Consider the following 17,139-nt stretch of genomic DNA (forward strand, 5'->3'; position numbering starts at 1 on the left):
CCGACATGTGCGCGAGTTGATGTACATCCGTGCTGATCTCGCTGGTGGTGCCTTGTTTCAACGAGGAAGAGATCCTCGAACGCTTCCATGAACGTGTCACGGAAGAAATGACGCGGCTGGGACATGAATTCCAACTGGTCTACGTCGACGACGGCAGCAAGGACCGGACCCTGGTGATCCTTCAGGAGCTGGCCGCCGCCGATCGCCGGGCCCACTACGTCTCCTTCAGCCGCAACTTCGGCAAGGAGGCCGCCATGCTGGCCGGTCTCCAGCACGCCGAGGGCGACGCGGTCGTCATCATGGACGCCGACCTCCAGCACCCGCCGGAGCTCGTGGGCCGGATGCTCCAGGAGCACGCGGACGGCTACGACCAGGTGATCGCCCGTCGCACCCGCACGGGCGACCGCGTCACCCGCACGATCAGCGCCCGCGCCTACTACTGGCTGATCAACCGGCTGGTCGACGTGGAACTGGTCGACGGCGTCGGCGACTTCAGACTGCTGTCCCGCCGTACGGTCGACGCCGTACTGGAACTCACCGAGTACAACCGGTTCTCCAAGGGCCTTTTCGCCTGGGTGGGATTTCGCACCACGACCTTCAGTTACGAGAATGCCGTCCGCGAACAGGGCCGTTCCGCCTGGACCTTCGGCAAGCTCCTCAATTACGGCCTCGACGGGCTTCTCTCCTTCAACAACAAACCGCTGCGCGCCGCGCTCTACCTGGGCATGCTGCTGCTGTCCGTCGCCCTCGCCTATGCCGCCTGGATCGTCGGCGTCGCGCTGGTGAGAGGGGTCGACACCCCCGGCTATGTCACCCTCCTCGTCGTGGTCACCGCCCTCGCCGGGGTCCAGATGGTGATGGTCGCCGTGGTCGGCGAGTACGTCGGCCGTATCTACTACGAGGTGAAGCGCCGCCCGCACTTCCTGGTGAAGGCCACGAACGCCGCGGCGACGACGAAGCCGATACGGGAACGCCAGGAGTTCGCACGCCGATGACGGTCAAGGCACAGATGGCCCGATTCGCCCTGGTGGGAGTCGTGAACACCGGTACGTACTACGGCTGTTACCTCGTCCTGCTGAGCCGGCTGCCGTACATCGCCGCTCATGTGGCCGCGTTCGCGCTGAGCATGACCGGCTCCTTCTTCCTGAACTCGTACTTCACCTACCGGACCCGGCCCACCTGGCGGAAGTTCCTGCTCTTCCCGCTCACCAACGCCGCCAACTTCGTCATCACGACCGGCGGCGTCTATCTGCTGGTCGATCTCGCCGGGTTCAGCAGCCGGTACGCGCCGCTGGTCGCGGCCGCGGCGGCCATCCCGATCACCTTCGTCGTCTCGCGCACGATCATGCTGCGCCCGGACCGCGGGATCCCGGCGGCCGAACGCGTCTCCTGAGCGCCGCCGAGCGCCCCGGGGAGGGCCCCGGAGAGGGACCACATCCCCAACTCCTTCCGAATCGTTGGTCGAACCAGTGGCCCCAACCACATCCACTGCCTAACATCGATCAACGCAAGGTCTTGTGCACTGATGCACAAACTCTCCCCGGGAGGTTTCCTTTGCACCGCCGCCGTCGCACCGCGCTCATCGTCTCCGCCGCCCTGCTCGCCGGCGCCCCACTCCTGACCGCCTGCGGCAGCCAGGCCCACCCGGGAGCCGCGGCCCTCGTCGGAGGGGACCGGATCGAGGTGTCCACGCTGCAGGGCCAGGTGGCGGCGGTACGCGAGGCCCAGCGTGATTCGAAGGACGCCTCCCAGCTCATCGACAAGTCGGGGCAGCTCAGCCGGGCCAAACTGCACGGCATGATCTTCGACCGGGTCCTGGACCGGGCCGCGCGGGACGCCGGCGTGACCGTCAGCCGCAACGAGATCCAGCAGATGCGCAGCGCGGCCGCCGCCCAGTCCGGGGGAGAGGCGCAGCTGCGGACGGCGATGCTCCAGCAGAGCTGGGTCGCCCCCGAGCAGATCGACGCCGTCCTGCGCGAGCAGGTCCAGCTGACGAAGCTGGCCCAGGCGCTCGGCGCCGACCTGCAACAGCCCGCGGGGCAGAAGGCCGTCGGTGACGCGCTGAGCAAGGCGTCGAAGGCGCTGAAGGTCGACGTGAATCCGCGGTACGGCGCCTGGGACGACAAGCAGACCCAGCTCGCCGACTACAAGGCCCCCTGGATCACCCAGGTCACCAAGGCCGCCGAGGCGGGTGCCGAGTCCGGCGTCTGAGGACGGCGACCGGAGCGACCGGGGTAGATTCGAACGGTGAACGCTGAAGCCCCCGGCCGTATCGTCCTGCTCACCGCCAGCCACCGCGTCGCGCCCGGTCTTCTGTCCTGGCCCGCCTGGCAGACGCTGCACGCCGCCGACCGGGTGCTCTGCGCCGAGCGGGACAATCCGCAGCTGCCGTATCTGCGCGAGGCGGGCGTCACCGTCGAGCACTCCGCGCCCACCGCGCAGGAGCTCGTCGACGCCTGCGCGGGCGGCCGGAGCGTCGTCGTCCTCACGAGCGGCGAAGGCAGCCCGTCGCTGACCGACGGGCTCGCGAGGCTCGCGGGATCGGGCCGGGTGCGGATGCCGGACCTGGAGCTGCTGCCCGGTTCGTACGATCTGCCGGGGGCCAGGTTCCTCGATCTGGTCCAGATCATGGACCGGATCCGGATCGAGTGCCCCTGGACCTCGCAGAAGACCCACAAGGGCCTCGCCAAGTACGCCATCGAGGAGGCGTACGAACTCGTCGAGGCGATCGAGGACGGCGACCGCGACGAGCTGCGCGAGGAGCTCGGGGACGTGCTGCTCCAGGTCGTCCTCCACGCCCGGATCGCCGAGGACGGCCGCGCTGAGGACGGGGAGGAGCCGTTCTCCGTCGACGACGTGGCCGCGACCCTCGTCGAGAAGCTGATCCACCGCCACCCGCACGTCTTCGGCGACGAGAACGCCGAGACCCCCCAGGACGTGCACGCGCACTGGCTGCGGACCAAGGCCATCGAGAAGCGGCGCGACTCGGTCACCGACGGAGTGCCGCTCGGCCAGCCCGGCCTGGCGCTGGCCGCGAAACTGGCCGGCCGGGTCCGTACCGCGGGGCTCGACGTGGCGCTTCCCACGGGCGACGGCATCGGGTACGAGCTCCTCGCGCTCGCCGTGCGCGCCGAACAGGACGGCATCGACCCCGAGGCCGCGCTGAGGGCCGCGGGCCGCGCCTACCGGGACGCCATCCGCGCGGCGGAGGGCAACGGATAACGTCGGGGGGTGAACCACAGCCCCGCCGACCGCCCCGCCGACAGCCCCGCCGATCTGCCCGCCGACGGCCCCGCCGGTGATTTCGGTGACCGCCCTGCCGATGGCCCGGCGGACCACCCCGGCTCCCGCCCCGCCGGTGACCCCGGCGATCACCCCGCCGCCTGCCCCGTCGGTGCGCCCGAACTCTTCACCTGGGAGTTCGCCACCGATCCGTATCCGGCATACGCCTGGCTGCGCGAGCACAGCCCGGTGCACCGCACCGCGCTGCCCAGCGGCGTCGAGGCGTGGCTCGTGACCCGGTACGCGGACGCCCGGCAGGCGCTCGCCGACGGCCGGCTCTCCAAGAACCCGGCGCACCACGCCGAGCCGGCGCACGCCAAGGGGAAGACGGGCATCCCGGGCGAGCGCAAGGCGGAGCTGATGACGCATCTGCTGAACATCGACCCGCCCGACCACACCCGGCTGCGCCGTCTCGTCTCCAAGGCGTTCACCCCGCGCCGGGTCGCCGAGTTCGCGCCGCGCGTGCAGGAACTGACGGACCGCCTCATCGACCGCTTCATCGCGGAGGGAAAGGCGGACCTCATCCACGACTTCGCGTTCCCGCTCCCCATCTACGCGATCTGCGATCTGCTCGGCGTGCCGCGCGAGGACCAGGACGACTTCCGGGACTGGGCGGGCATGATGATCCGCCACGGCGGCGGCCCGCGCGGCGGGGTGGCCAGGTCGGTGAAGAAGATGCGCGGCTATCTCGCCGAGCTGATCCACCGCAAGCGGGAGAACCCGGGGGACGATCTGATCTCGGGGCTGATCAGGGCCAGCGACCACGGCGAGCACCTCACCGAGAACGAGGCCGCGGCCATGGCCTTCATCCTCCTCTTCGCCGGCTTCGAGACGACGGTCAATCTCATCGGCAACGGGGTGTACGCCCTGCTGCGCAACCCCGTGCAGCGCGAGCGGCTGCATCTCTCCCTCGATGCGGGGGAGAGCGATCTGCTGGAGACCGGCATCGAGGAACTGCTGCGGTACGACGGCCCGGTGGAGCTGGCGACCTGGCGGTTCGCCACCGAGCCGCTGACACTCGGCGGGCAGGACATCGCGGCCGGTGACCCCGTGCTCGTCGTGCTCGCCGCCGCCGACCGCGACCCGGAACGCTTCGAGAACCCCGACACGCTCGATCTCGCACGGCGTGACAATCAGCACCTCGGATACGGGCACGGCATCCACTACTGCCTGGGAGCACCACTCGCCCGGCTGGAGGGACAGACCGCGCTCGCCACGCTCCTGCGGCGCCTTCCGGACCTGCGGCTTGCGGTGGAACCTGCCGATTTGCGGTGGCGTGGCGGACTCATCATGCGTGGACTGCGCACGTTGCCGGTGGAGTTCGAGCCGGGGGTCTCCACGGGGCAAGGTGACACTCTGTCAACTCTGTGACTTTCACGTGATCTGCGCTGCATCGACTTGTGACACGCGTTCGAGTCCCGCTAGGTTCACCGTTCGACTCACCCGTCACTCGTCAGTCACACGGAAGGCAATCCCATGGGCTCCGCGAACGGCAGACACCGTCGCCCTCGTCAGGCACCCGCCATCGTCGTCGCCGCGGGCGTGACCGGCTCGGCCATCGCCATCCCGCTGCTCGGCGCGGCCGGTGCGCACGCGGCCGATGCCACGACCTGGGACCGGGTGGCCGAGTGCGAGAGCGGCGGCATGTGGAGCGCCGACCTCGGCAATGGCTTCTACGGCGGCCTGCAGTTCTCGCCGGAGACCTGGAAGGCGTACGGCGGCGAGTCGTACGCCCCGCGTGCCGACCTCGCCAGCCGCGCGCAGCAGATAGCCGTGGCCCAGAAGGTCCTGGCCGACAAGGGTCCGCGGGCCTGGCCCAGCTGTGCGGTCATCTCCGGTCTCGCGGCGGACGGGGCGCTGCCGGGTGTCGACCCCGGGATCGCGCCCTCCGGCGAGCCGACGAACGGTGCGGAGCCGGCTGACGACGCGTCGGCCACTCCCTCGGATGCCGCCACGCCGGCGGACAGGGCCGGCAGCACCTCGGGTGCCCACGGCAAGCCGGCGGGCAAGAAGGGCCACTCCGCGAAGCCTTCGGCCGCCGAGTCGGCCGCCCCGTCCTCGCATCCGTCCCCCGACGCGTCCGATTCACCCCGTACGTCGGACTCGTCCAATGGTGTGAGCGGCAAGCATCGCGGCGCCCCGGCGCCCGAAGGGAGCCCGGACGCGAACGGCGGCGTCGACCGCGACTCGGGTCGCCATGCCTCCCGCGGTGGCGGCGACGCCCGCGACGCCCGCGACGCGGACGACGCGGGCGCGTCGGCTGCCGACGGCGCGTACACCGTCCGTTCCGGCGACAACCTCTGGGCGATTGCTGATGCACAGAAGGTTCCCGGCGGCTGGCCCGCGCTCTATGAGGCCAACAAGGGGGCGGTCGGCTCCGACCCGGACCTCATCCTCCCTGGCCAGAGCCTCCGTCTCGATGTGAAGGCCGACTGAGGGCAGTCTGAAAATCGGCTAATAGGGCCTCAAAAACCGGGGTAGTTCAGGGACCTATGTCCACTTATGTGTAAGTGAGACATGGGTCTCTTTGCGTCAACGGCGTGTCGCGCCCGGGGAGTCCTTCCGTATCGCCTCCGACCTGCGAAAACGACGGTTCCTCAGATGCAAGTAAGGGCTGATTGTCTGATGTGTCCATCTTTGAATGTGGGGTTGCCTGTGTTTACGGTCGGAACCGCTCGCACCGCGGGCCCCGTTGACCGTCACGCCGAATCCTGCCGTCGGTCGAAGGGAACAGACGCGTAAAGCGCCGTAGGCAGGAGCGGGGGACCCAGGTAGGCGCCGGCCCGATCGTCGAAAGGCGGATCAGGGGCGGCTTGGGGTGAAGTCGCGTGCTAGGACGTGCGACCGGGCAACTCACTTGGCCCGAACCCGACAGCTCACCTCGTAGGCGTCGGTGAGGAGAAGTTCCATGCTGTTTTCCAGCAAGGGCAAGCACCGTCGCCCGTCCAAGGCCGTCCGTGTCGCCACGCTCGCCGGTGTCGCCGGTACCGCAGTCGCCGTCCCGCTGATGGGTGCGACCGGTGCCTCCGCGGCCTCCGTCGCGACCTGGGACGCCGTCGCGCAGTGCGAGTCCGGTGGCAACTGGTCCATCAACACCGGCAACGGCTACTACGGCGGTCTGCAGTTCTCGCAGTCCAGCTGGGCCGCCGCCGGCGGTACGCAGTACGCCCCCCGTGCCGACCTGGCCACCAAGGCTCAGCAGATCGCCACCGCCGAGAAGCTCCTCGCCATGCAGGGCCCGGGTGCCTGGGGCTGTGCCGGCGCCGGCAACCTGCGCAACGACGGTGTGGACCCGGGCGTCGACACCGGCTCCTCCTCGAAGACCGACTCCGGCGCCACGCAGCAGCAGAGCGCCCCGGCCGCGCCCAAGCAGCAGTCGCAGCCGGTTCAGCCGAAGAAGGCCGAGCGCACCGAGGTCCCCGCCACCAACCGCTCGGACCGCTCCGCCGCCCCGCAGGCCGAGTCGAAGAAGACCGTCACCACCCCGACCGGCGAGAAGGTCAAGAAGGGCGACGGCGAGTACAAGGTCGTCTCCGGCGACTCCCTGAGCAAGATCGCCGCCGACCACAAGGTCAAGGGCGGCTGGCAGCACCTGTTCGAGCTGAACAAGGACATCGTCAAGGACGCCGACCTGATCTACCCGGGTCAGCAGCTGCACCTGACGAAGTAGTCCGGGACCTCTCCTCCCTGAGCACCCCGGCCCGGCGCGCGTTCCCCCGTACGCGCCGGGCCGGGGTTTCCGTGTGACCCCTTGCTTCCGCGGGGCGCGTCACCTGTATGTGCGGCGGCTCCGTCCCGGCGGGGCGCGTCGTCCTCGTATCGCGTCCGTACGGGCGGGGGCCGGCCCCCGCGGGGCGGGTTCCGGAGGTGGCCACGGCAGTGCGTGATCGTTCAACTTCTGTAGTTACTGGGCAGTAAAATTCTGGCTGTTCGCCCCGTAATGCTCGCTCTTGGGTCCTTTTTCGTCCCAGGGGACGGGCGGTCGTCCGACTGAGCGGGCCGGGCCGGTTAGGCTCTTGTCGCAAGGCCAAAGTGACCCTGCACAACCAGTGTCATATCCCAGAAGGAGATGCCTCGTGCCGTCCATCGACGTCGTCGTAGCCCGGGAAATCCTCGACTCCCGGGGGAACCCCACGGTCGAGGTCGAGGTTGGCCTCGACGACGGCAGCACGGGCCGTGCTGCCGTGCCGTCCGGCGCCTCCACCGGTGCGTTCGAGGCCATTGAGCTTCGCGACGGTGACCCCAACCGCTACCAGGGCAAGGGCGTGGAGAAGGCCGTCCTCGCCGTGATCGAGCAGATCGGCCCGGAGCTCGTGGGTTACGACGCGACCGAGCAGCGGCTGATCGACCAGGCGATGTTCGACCTGGACGCCACGGAGAACAAGGGCTCGCTCGGCGCGAACGCCATCCTCGGTGTCTCCCTGGCCGTCGCCCACGCCGCCTCCGAGGCCTCGGACCTACCGCTGTTCCGCTACCTCGGCGGCCCGAACGCGCACCTGCTGCCCGTTCCGATGATGAACATCCTCAACGGTGGGTCGCACGCCGACTCCAACGTGGACATCCAGGAGTTCATGATCGCCCCGATCGGCGCGGAGTCCTTCTCCGAGGCCCTGCGCTGGGGCGCCGAGGTCTACCACACGCTGAAGAAGGTCCTGAAGACCAAGGGTCTTTCGACCGGTCTCGGCGACGAGGGCGGCTTCGCGCCGAACCTGGAGTCGAACCGTGCCGCCCTGGACCTCATCGTCGAGGCCATCAAGGAAGCCGGCTACGTCCCGGGCAAGGACATCGCGCTCGCGCTCGACGTCGCCGCCTCGGAGTTCTACAAGGACGGCAAGTACGAGTTCGAGGGCAAGTCCCGCTCCGCCGCCGAGATGACCGAGTACTACGAGGAGCTCGTCTCCGCGTACCCGCTGGTCTCCATCGAGGACCCGCTGTACGAGGACGACTGGGCCGGCTGGAAGGTCATCACCGACAAGCTCGGCGCCAAGGTGCAGATCGTCGGCGACGACCTGTTCGTCACCAACCCGGAGCGTCTGGCCCGCGGCATCGAGGAGGGCTCCGCCAACGCCCTGCTCGTCAAGGTCAACCAGATCGGTTCGCTGACCGAGACGCTGGACGCCGTCGAGCTGGCCCAGCGCAACGGCTTCAAGTGCATGATGTCCCACCGCTCCGGCGAGACCGAGGACGTCACCATCGCCGACCTCGCCGTCGCGGTGAACTGCGGCCAGATCAAGACCGGCGCCCCGGCCCGCTCGGACCGCGTCGCCAAGTACAACCAGCTGCTGCGCATCGAGGAGATCCTCGACGACGCCGCGGTGTACGCGGGCCGCTCGGCGTTCCCGCGGTTCCGCTCCGAGAGCTGACCGGCGCAGCACTCCGAGAACTGATCGGCACAGCGCTCCGCGAACCGATGAGCGCGGCGCTCCGCGAATCGTCAGGCGCGGCAAGGGCTGACCGCAGGCCCTCACGGGCCAAAGGCACCGGCCTCCGTTCGTCCCCGCACTCGGTCCCGTACCGTGTGCGGGGACGGACGTGCGTAATGGGGAGGCGGAGACATGGCCGCGAAGGACCGGGACCGGTTCTCCACCTCGACCCGGCTGCGGCTGCTCGGTGAGCAGACCGCCGCCCGCGTCTACCGGTCCCAGAACCGCCGTCAGGCCCGTCGCTCCCGGCTCACCGGCCGGGCGGCCTTCCTCGCCCTCGTCGTCTGCTCCCTGGTGGTCGCGCTCGCCTACCCGATGCGGCAGTACGTGTCGCAGCGCGACGAGATCGCCGACCAGGAACGCCGGGCGCAGGAGGCCCGAGCCCGCACCGAGGAGCTGCGTGACGAGAAGGCGCGCCTCCAGGACGACGCGTACATCAGGCAGCTGGCCCGCAAGCACCTGCACTACCTTCTCCCCGGAGAGACCGGTTATACGGTGATCGACCCCGACGCGGTCAAGGAGCGCAACGGCGAGACGGACGATTCCGGCCGGCCGTGGCACTCCAACCTCTGGGACGGCGTGGACAGCGCCGACCGCGACTGACTTCCTTCATCCCCTCTGCAGAACCGCAGTTCGAGCAGCCCGATCAGAACCTAGGCAGGCATGGAAACCCCCCCTCCGCAGACCGAGTCCACCGCGCCCACCGAGGCGGACATCGCCGCGTTCCAGCAGCAGCTGGGCCGCCCGCCGCGCGGGCTGCGCGCGATCGCGCACCGCTGCCCCTGCGGCAATCCGGACGTGGTCGAGACCCAGCCCCGGCTGGAGGACGGTACGCCGTTCCCGACGACGTACTACCTGACGTGCCCGCGTGCCGCGTCCGCGATCGGCACGCTGGAGGCGAACGGCGTCATGAAGGAGATGACCGAGCGCCTCGCCACGGACCCGGAGCTGGCCGCCGCGTACCGGGCCGCGCACGAGGACTACATCGCCCGGCGCGACGCCATCGAGGTCCTTGAGGGCTTCCCGAGCGCCGGTGGCATGCCGGACCGGGTGAAGTGCCTGCACGTGCTGGTCGGGCACTCGCTGGCCGCCGGGCCCGGAGTGAACCCGCTGGGCGACGAGGCGATCGCGATGCTGCCCGAGTGGTGGCGCAAGGGGCCGTGCGTTTCGCCGTGCGGCGTGCCGGACGAGGACTGACCGTTCCCCCTCCGGGGGCTCCGCCCCCGGACCTCCGCTCCTCGATCGCCGGAGGGGCTTGAACGGGGGCTCTGCCCCTGACCCCGCTCCTCGATCGTCGTAGGGGCTTGATCTGGGAGTACTTCATGACCCGCGTGGCCGCCATCGACTGCGGTACCAACTCCGTCCGACTGCTCGTCGCCGACGCCGACCCGGCCACCGGCGAGCTCGTCGAGCTCGACCGGCGGATGGAGATCGTCCGCCTCGGCCAGGGCGTCGACCGCACCGGCAGGCTCGCGCCCGAGGCCCTGGAACGTACATTCGCCGCCTGTCGCCGGTACGCGGCGGTGATCAAGGAGCACGGGGCGCAGAAGATCCGTTTCGTCGCCACCTCCGCTTCCCGCGACGCGGAGAACAGGGAGGACTTCGTCCGTGGTGTGCTGGACATCCTGGGCGTCGAGCCCGAGGTGATCAGCGGCGACCAGGAGGCGGAGTTCTCCTTCACCGGCGCCACCAAGGAGCTCGCGGGCCGCGATCACCTCGCGAAGCCGTATCTCGTCGTGGACATCGGCGGCGGCTCCACCGAGTTCGTCCTCGGCGACGATCACGTGCGGGCCGCGCGCTCCGTGGACATCGGCTGCGTCCGCATGACCGAGCGGCACCTCGTGCACGACGGTGTCGTGAGCGACCCGCCGGCCCCCGACCGGATCGCCGCGATCCGCGCCGACATCGACGCGGCCCTCGATCTCGCGGAGGAGAGCGTTCCGTTGAGCGGGGCCGCCACTCTCGTCGGTCTCGCAGGGACGGTCACCACGGTCGCCGCGATCGCCCAGGGGCTGGAGAAGTACGACTCCGAGGCGATCCACCACTCCCGGATGACCCTCGAACAGGTCCAGGGGATCACCGCACGGCTCCTCGCCTCCACCCACGCCGAGCGCGCCGCGATCGGTGCGATGCATCCGGGGCGGGTCGATGTGATCACCTCCGGGGCGCTGATCCTGCTGGCCGTGATGGAGCGGACCGGGGCCCGGGAGATCGTCGTCAGCGAGCACGACATCCTCGACGGGATCGGCTGGTCGATCGCGTAGGTCAGCTCTGGCGAGGGGCGCCCCCGTGAGGTGCTCATGCGCACTCCGGCCTGCACTTTTGAGCCTTCATGGGCCGGCCGAGGGGCGCATTGTGAGACCCGTCGCGACAAAGTTCGTGAACTTCTTCACAAGGAATTCGGCCCCATGGAGGGCAGTTCTGGCCCGTATGGGCACTCAGGGTCGCCTGCGGGGTCGTTCCGTGTCGGTACGGGGCTGTTCCGGGCGCGTTGCCGGAGTGTGGATCGGGGCGGTGGTTCACCGCGCTCCGGGGCTCAAGGGCCAGCTCACAAGCGGTGAACAACGTTCGCCCCGGTGCCGCGGTTCCCTGCCGGCGTCATGACCTCGGTCACGTGGGTGGCGCAGTGTAGCAGAGGGTCGGTCATATCTTGTGAAGGGGCTCACGAGCCCGCCCTCCGAGGGGGGTGGATACTCGATGCCATGAGCACCACGGAGCGTCCCAGGATCCTCGTAGTAGGCGGTGGGTACGTAGGCCTGTACGCAGCTCGACGCATTCTGAAGAAGATGCGCTACGGAGAGGCGACCGTCACGGTCGTCGACCCGCGCTCGTACATGACGTACCAGCCCTTCCTCCCCGAAGCTGCTGCCGGCAGCATCTCTCCTCGGCATGTCGTCGTCCCGCTGCGACGCGTACTGCCGAAGGCCGAGGTGCTCACAGGCCGCGTCACGACCATCGATCAGGACCGCAAGGTCGCCACGGTCGCGCCGCTCGTCGGCGAGGCCTACGAGCTGCCTTTCGACTACCTGGTCATCGCGATGGGCGCGGTCTCCCGCACCTTCCCGATCCCCGGCCTCGCCGAGCAGGGCATCGGCATGAAGGGCATCGAGGAGGCCATCGGCCTGCGCAACCACGTCCTTGAGCAGCTGGACAAGGCCGACTCGACGACCGACGAGGACGTCCGCCGCAGGGCGTTGACGTTCGTCTTCGTGGGCGGCGGATTCGCCGGTGCGGAGACCATCGGCGAGGTCGAGGACATGGCCCGCGACGCGGCGAAGTACTACACGAACGTGAAGCGCGAGGACATGCGCTTCATCCTTGTCGACGCCGCAGACAAGATCCTTCCCGAGGTCGGCCCGAAGCTGGGCACCTGGGGCCGGGAGCACCTGGAGTCCCGTGGCGTCGAGGTCTTCCTCTCGACCTCCATGGACTCCTGCGTCGACGGTCACGTCGTGCTGAAGAACGGCCTGGAGGTCGACTCCAACACGATCGTGTGGACGGCCGGTGTGAAGCCGAACCCGGCGCTGGCCCGTTTCGGTCTGCCGCTCGGTCCGCGCGGCCACGTGGACACCTCCGAGAAGCTCCAGGTGCAGGGCACCGACTACATCTGGGCCGCGGGCGACAACGCCCAGGTCCCGGACATGGTCGGCCGCAGGGCCGGCAACCCGAACGCCTGGTGCCCGCCGAACGCCCAGCACGCGCTGCGTCAGGCCAAGGTCCTCGGCGACAACGTCATCTCCGGGATGCGCGGCTTCCCGCAGAAGGAATACAGCCACGCCAACAAGGGTGCGGTCGCCGGTCTGGGGCTGCACAAGGGCGTCGCGATGATCGTCATGGGCAAGATGAAGATCAAGCTCAAGGGCCGTCTCGCCTGGTACATGCACCGGGGCTACCACGGCATGGCGATGCCGACCTGGAACCGTAAGATCCGGATCTTCGCGGACTGGACCCTTGCGATGTTCCTCAAGCGCGAGGTCGTCTCGCTCGGCGCCATGGAGACGCCGCGTGAGGAGTTCTACGAGGCCGCCAAGCCGGCCCCGGCACCGGCCGCCGCCAAGGCCGAGGGCGAGAAGGCCAAGGCCTCCTAGGGCCCCTCGCTCGGATCGGACCGGAGCCCGGCCGATCCGGACGAAGGACCTCGGTCCGCCCGCGGGTCCGACTCGCCCGCGCAGTACGTGCACAACGCCCGAAGGGGCCGTCCGCCATCCGTGGTGCGGACGGCCCCTTCGGCGTACTCGGCCGACGCGCGGCTGGGCGCCGTGCGGAGCGCGAGGTGGCGCACCATCAAATACGTGTGATCTACAGGTATTTTGCCGTTCCGTTGCGCCATAGCGGGATGGCCCGCGTCCCGTGGACTGTTGAGGAGGGAGTACCTCGCCGTGGCGTCGTGGGTGCCCGGCGTGGTTGCAGGCATGTTTGGGCATGTTTGGGCACATTGGGAAACACCATCACGGAGGTGTGCGCCATGGCAGACGCCGCATTGCGGCTGACCGCTCTCGCCGAGGAGTTGCTGGGAGAAAAGCTGCCGGTCCGTATCCGGGCCTGGGACGGCAGCGAAACCGGACCGCCCGGAGCCCCCGTTCTTGTGATCCGGAACCGCCGCGCGCTGCGCAGGCTGCTCTGGAAGCCGGGCGAACTGGGCCTGGCACGCGCCTGGGTGGCGGGTGATCTGGACATCGAAGGCGACCTGTACGAGGCTCTGGATCTGCTGGCCTCGCTGATCTGGGACCGCGGCGCAAAGGCCACGCCCGGCGTCCACCCGGTCCGTGACCCGAAGGTGCGGGCCTTCGCCACGGGGCTGCTGCAGCTCGCGGGTCCCTGGCTCCCGCCCGCGCCGCCGCCCGAGGAGGTGCGCCGCCGCACCGGCACCCTCCACACCAAGCGCCGCGACAAGGAGGCCATCAGCCACCACTACGACGTGGGCAATGACTTCTACGAACTGGTCCTCGGTCCGTCCATGGTCTACTCCTGCGCCTACTGGGAGGACGACGGAAACCTTGAGGACGCCCAGCGCGACAAGCTCGACCTCGTCTGCCGCAAGCTCGGGCTGAAGGAGGGCGACCGGCTCCTCGACGTCGGCTGCGGCTGGGGCTCCATGGCCATGCACGCGGCCCGCGCCTACGGTGCCCGGGTCACCGGAGTGACCCTCTCCGTCGAGCAGGCCGCCTTTGCCCGCAAGCGCATCGCGGAAGAGGGCCTCACCGACCGGATCGAGATCCGGGTCCAGGACTACCGGGACGTCAGGGACGGCCCGTACGACGCCATCTCGTCCATCGGCATGGCGGAGCACGTCGGCTCCGTCCGTTTCCGCGAATACGCCGACGACCTCTACGCACTGCTCAAGCCCGGCGGCCGGCTGCTCAACCACCAGATCGCCCGCCGCCCCGAGAAGGACGAGTCCGCGTACCACGTGGACGAGTTCATCGACGCCTATGTCTTCCCGGACGGCGAACTGGCCCCGGTGGGACGGACCGTGACCACCCTCGAAGAAGCCGGCTTCGAAACCCGTGACGTCGAGTCGATCCGCGAACACTACGCACTGACCCTGCGGCGCTGGGTCGCCAATCTGGAGAAGCACTGGGACCGCGCGGTCCGGACGACCTCGCCCGGACGGGCCAGGGTCTGGCGGCTCTACATGGCCGCCTCCGCCCTCTCCTTCGAGCACAACAAGATCGGTGTCAACCAGATCCTCGTGGTGCGCCCGGCGGCGGGCGGGGCCTCCCGCATGCCGCTGCGGGCCCGTGAGTGGACGGCTCCGGCGACCGGCTGACACCGGGACCGGGACCGGACACACCGAGGGCCGGTACGCGCAGCTCCGTGCTGCGTGTACCGGCCCTTGGGCGGGTCCGTGACGTACCGCCCGGCCCGTTACTCGGTCTTGATCGCCGTCAGCATGTTCAGCTTCGCGGCGCTGCGGGCCGGCCAGAGCGAGGCCAGCACACCCACGATGCCTGCCAGCACCAGGAAGACCGCGATCCGGTCCCACGGCAGGACCAGTGCGTAGTTCGGGATGTCCGACGACAGGGTCTGTCCGATCGCCCAGCCGAGGAACACGCCGAGCCCGACACCGACCACCGCGCCGAAGAGCGAGATGACCACGGCCTCCAGCCGGATCATGCGCTTCACCCTGCGCCGGTCCAGGCCGATCGCCCGCAGCATGCCGATCTCCTGCTGGCGCTCGAAGACCGACATCGCCAGGGTGTTGACGACCCCGAGCACCGCGATGATCAGGGCCATCGCCAGCAGCCCGTACATGATGTTCATGGCGAGGTTGACCGAGCCGCCGAACATGTCACGGATGTCCTGACGGTCCATGATGCTCATCGCCGGGTTGTCGCCCAGCGCGTTCACCAGGGCCTGCTCGTTGGCCTTGGTCGCGCCGCCGTCCATCTTCAGCCAGATCTCGCGGATGTCCGCCTGGCTGCCGTGCGCATCGGCGACGTTCTTCGGGACCAGGACCGGGGAGAGGAGTTCGTTCCCCTCGAAGACCGCGCCGACCTTCAGCTCGCCCTTCTTGTCGTCGTCGAACTTCACCCGGAGAGTGTCGCCGGTCTTCCAGCCGTTGGACTTGGCCGTCTTCTCATCGACGGCGATCTCGCCCTTGTCCAGCGCGTCGAGTGAACCGGAGACGGTCGTCAGCGCGAAGAGCTTCTGGACGTCGCCGGGGGTGACGGCGGACGCGGAGTGGTACTCGTCCTTGACCTGGAGCGAGGTGGCCTGCTGCGGCGAGATCGCCGAGACTCCGTCGGCCTTCTGCAGGGCGGCGAGGGCCGACGTGTCGAGCGGCCTGCCGCTCGCCATCGTCACCATGTAGTCGGCCTTGATGTTGTCCGTGGTCATCCGGTCGACCGCCTGGCCGAGGGTGACACCGAGGACCGAGATACCGGTGACCAGGGTGAGGCCGATCGCCAGCGCGGAGGCGGTGGCACCGGTACGGCGCGGGTTGCGGACCGCGTTCTGCGCGGCGAGCTTGCCGGAGACCCCGAACAGCCGCTTCAGCAGCGGGCGGACCAGCGCGATCACCGGTCGCGACAGCAGCGGGATCAGCACGATGACACCGATCAGCGCGAGGAAGGCACCCACGGCGATGACGGTCCGGCCGCCCGATCCGCTCTTGGCCGCGCCCGCCACGATCGCCGCCGCGCCCAGCAGGGTGAGCACCGCGCCGATCGAGTTGCGCAGCACCAGGGACTTGACGGTGGCCGTCGCGTGCACGCTGCTCATCGCCGCGACCGGCGGGATCTTGGCGGCCCGGCGGGCGGGCAGCCAGGCGGCCAGCACGGTGATCAGGACACCGACGGCGAACGCGGCGAGGACCGCGGTGGGCGAGACGACCAGCGGTCCGGCCGGGATCCTTCCGCCGATCAGGCTCATCGCGGAGCGCAGTCCGGTGGCGAGGCCGAGGCCGAGGGCGAAGCCGACGACCGAGGCGATCACACCGACGACGGCCGCTTCGAGGAGCACGGAGCGCTTGACCTGGCGGCGGGAGGCGCCGACGGCGCGCATCAGTGCCAGTTCCTTGGTGCGCTGGGCCACCAGCATGGTGAAGGTGTTGGCGATCAGGAAGACACCGACGAACAGGGCGATGCCGGCGAAGGCGAGCAGCATCGTGTTGAGACCGCTCAGACCGGTCTCGATCCGCTTGGCCTGCTCGTCCGCGAGCGCCTGGCCGGTCTTGGCCTCGGCGTCCTTGGGCAGCAGCGGCTTGACTTCGGCCAGCAGCTTCTCGGCGGAGGCGCCGGGTGCGGCGGACACGTTGGCTTCCCTGAACAGACCGGGCCTGAGGTAGAGCTTCTGGGCGACCTCGGTGTCGAAGAGGACCAGGCTGCCGCCCGCGTTGACCGCGCCGTCCTCGGTGGTGAAGACACCGGAGAGGGTGTACTCCTTCACCGGCCCGTTCGTGGCGACCCGGACCCGGTCACCGACGTGGTACTCGCCCCTCTTCGCGGTCTGTTCGTCGAGCGCGATCCGGTCGGCCGCGTCCGGGCCCTTGCCGTCGACGAAGGTGTACGCGGGGTCCTTGCCGTTCTTGCCGGGGGAGTAGTTCCCGCCGGTGTTCGACCAGCCGTTGCCGATCAGCTTGCCGTCGGGGTCGGCGACCCCGGCGAAGCCGGAGACCCGGCCGGTGGCGGTGTCGACGCCGTCCAGGCCCTGGATCTTCTTCAGGGTGGCGGCGGTGATGCCGGGCGCCTTCTCGTCGCGCTGGTCGGCGTAGGTGGTGACGGCCACGGCGACGTCGTCGTAGCTCTTGGCCGACTGGTTGCGCAGGGCGTTGCCGAGGGTGTCGGTGAAGACCAGGGTGCCGGATACGAAGGCCACGCCGAGCATCACGGCGAGCACGGTCATCAGCAGCCTGGCCTTGTGCGCGAGCACATTGCGCAGGGCGGTACGGAACATGTCTGTCAGTCCTGGGATGGGGAGGGGTTCCGGCGGA

14 protein-coding genes and 1 riboswitch are annotated in these 17,139 nt (G+C 69.4%); of the genes, 13 read left to right on the top strand and 1 reads right to left on the bottom strand.

Translation table 11 applies throughout. The features are described from left to right. Nucleotides 1–29 precede the first annotated feature (29 nt). The 13 genes from ACF1B9_RS21675 to ACF1B9_RS21735 all read left to right on the top strand — a co-directional run bounded on the left by ACF1B9_RS21675 (nt 30) and on the right by ACF1B9_RS21735 (nt 14,475). On the top strand, nt 30–995 hold the full coding sequence (locus ACF1B9_RS21675) for a glycosyltransferase family 2 protein (protein WP_391743038.1): 966 nt from the start codon (nt 30–32) through the stop codon (nt 993–995). Next, nucleotides 992–1,393 (top strand): GtrA family protein, encoded by a 402-nt coding sequence (locus ACF1B9_RS21680; protein ID WP_391743037.1) that lies wholly within the window; start codon nt 992–994, stop codon nt 1,391–1,393. The genes ACF1B9_RS21675 and ACF1B9_RS21680 overlap by 4 nt, the downstream gene beginning before the upstream one ends. A gap of 161 nt (nt 1,394–1,554) precedes the next feature. Next, nucleotides 1,555–2,211: a SurA N-terminal domain-containing protein gene (locus ACF1B9_RS21685; protein ID WP_391743036.1), complete on the top strand. Its 657-nt coding sequence runs from the start codon at nt 1,555–1,557 to the stop codon at nt 2,209–2,211. Between the two features lie 36 nt (nt 2,212–2,247). Beyond that, nucleotides 2,248–3,222, top strand: coding sequence for a nucleoside triphosphate pyrophosphohydrolase (locus tag ACF1B9_RS21690; protein ID WP_391743035.1), 975 nt, complete (start codon nt 2,248–2,250; stop codon nt 3,220–3,222). 54 nt (nt 3,223–3,276) lie between these two features. Next, nucleotides 3,277–4,653 (top strand): cytochrome P450, encoded by a 1,377-nt coding sequence (locus tag ACF1B9_RS21695; protein WP_391743175.1) that lies wholly within the window; start codon nt 3,277–3,279, stop codon nt 4,651–4,653. Nucleotides 4,654–4,758: 105 nt separating this feature from the next. Then, a complete protein-coding gene (locus tag ACF1B9_RS21700; RefSeq protein WP_391743034.1) occupies nt 4,759–5,718 on the top strand; it encodes a transglycosylase family protein in 960 nt (319 codons plus the stop codon). 298 nt (nt 5,719–6,016) lie between these two features. Next, nucleotides 6,017–6,187, top strand: a riboswitch (cyclic di-AMP (ydaO/yuaA leader). 3 nt (nt 6,188–6,190) lie between these two features. Further along, a complete protein-coding gene (locus tag ACF1B9_RS21705) occupies nt 6,191–6,952 on the top strand; it encodes a transglycosylase family protein (protein ID WP_391743033.1) in 762 nt (253 codons plus the stop codon). 406 nt (nt 6,953–7,358) lie between these two features. Then, on the top strand, nt 7,359–8,645 hold the full coding sequence (eno, locus tag ACF1B9_RS21710) for a phosphopyruvate hydratase (RefSeq protein WP_351076713.1): 1,287 nt from the start codon (nt 7,359–7,361) through the stop codon (nt 8,643–8,645). Between the two features lie 192 nt (nt 8,646–8,837). Next, nucleotides 8,838–9,308 (top strand): septum formation initiator family protein, encoded by a 471-nt coding sequence (locus ACF1B9_RS21715; protein ID WP_391743032.1) that lies wholly within the window; start codon nt 8,838–8,840, stop codon nt 9,306–9,308. A gap of 60 nt (nt 9,309–9,368) precedes the next feature. Further along, nucleotides 9,369–9,902, top strand: a complete 534-nt coding sequence (locus tag ACF1B9_RS21720; RefSeq protein ID WP_351076718.1) for a DUF501 domain-containing protein — start codon at nt 9,369–9,371, stop codon at nt 9,900–9,902. 125 nt (nt 9,903–10,027) lie between these two features. Further along, a complete protein-coding gene (locus tag ACF1B9_RS21725; protein ID WP_391743030.1) occupies nt 10,028–10,969 on the top strand; it encodes an exopolyphosphatase in 942 nt (313 codons plus the stop codon). A 438-nt stretch (nt 10,970–11,407) separates the two neighbouring features. Then, on the top strand, nt 11,408–12,793 hold the full coding sequence (locus tag ACF1B9_RS21730) for an NAD(P)/FAD-dependent oxidoreductase (protein ID WP_266361039.1): 1,386 nt from the start codon (nt 11,408–11,410) through the stop codon (nt 12,791–12,793). Nucleotides 12,794–13,170: 377 nt separating this feature from the next. Then, complete coding sequence (locus ACF1B9_RS21735) at nt 13,171–14,475, top strand: class I SAM-dependent methyltransferase (RefSeq protein WP_391743029.1); 1,305 nt, start codon at nt 13,171–13,173, stop codon at nt 14,473–14,475. 98 nt (nt 14,476–14,573) lie between these two features. On the opposite strand, the gene ACF1B9_RS21740 is transcribed toward ACF1B9_RS21735, so the two are convergent. Continuing rightward, nucleotides 14,574–17,102 (bottom strand): ABC transporter permease, encoded by a 2,529-nt coding sequence (locus tag ACF1B9_RS21740; RefSeq protein WP_391743028.1) that lies wholly within the window; start codon nt 17,100–17,102, stop codon nt 14,574–14,576. Nucleotides 17,103–17,139 lie beyond the last annotated feature (37 nt).

The organism is Streptomyces sp. NPDC014727, from assembly GCF_043083485.1.
Lineage (GTDB): Bacteria > Actinomycetota > Actinomycetes > Streptomycetales > Streptomycetaceae > Streptomyces.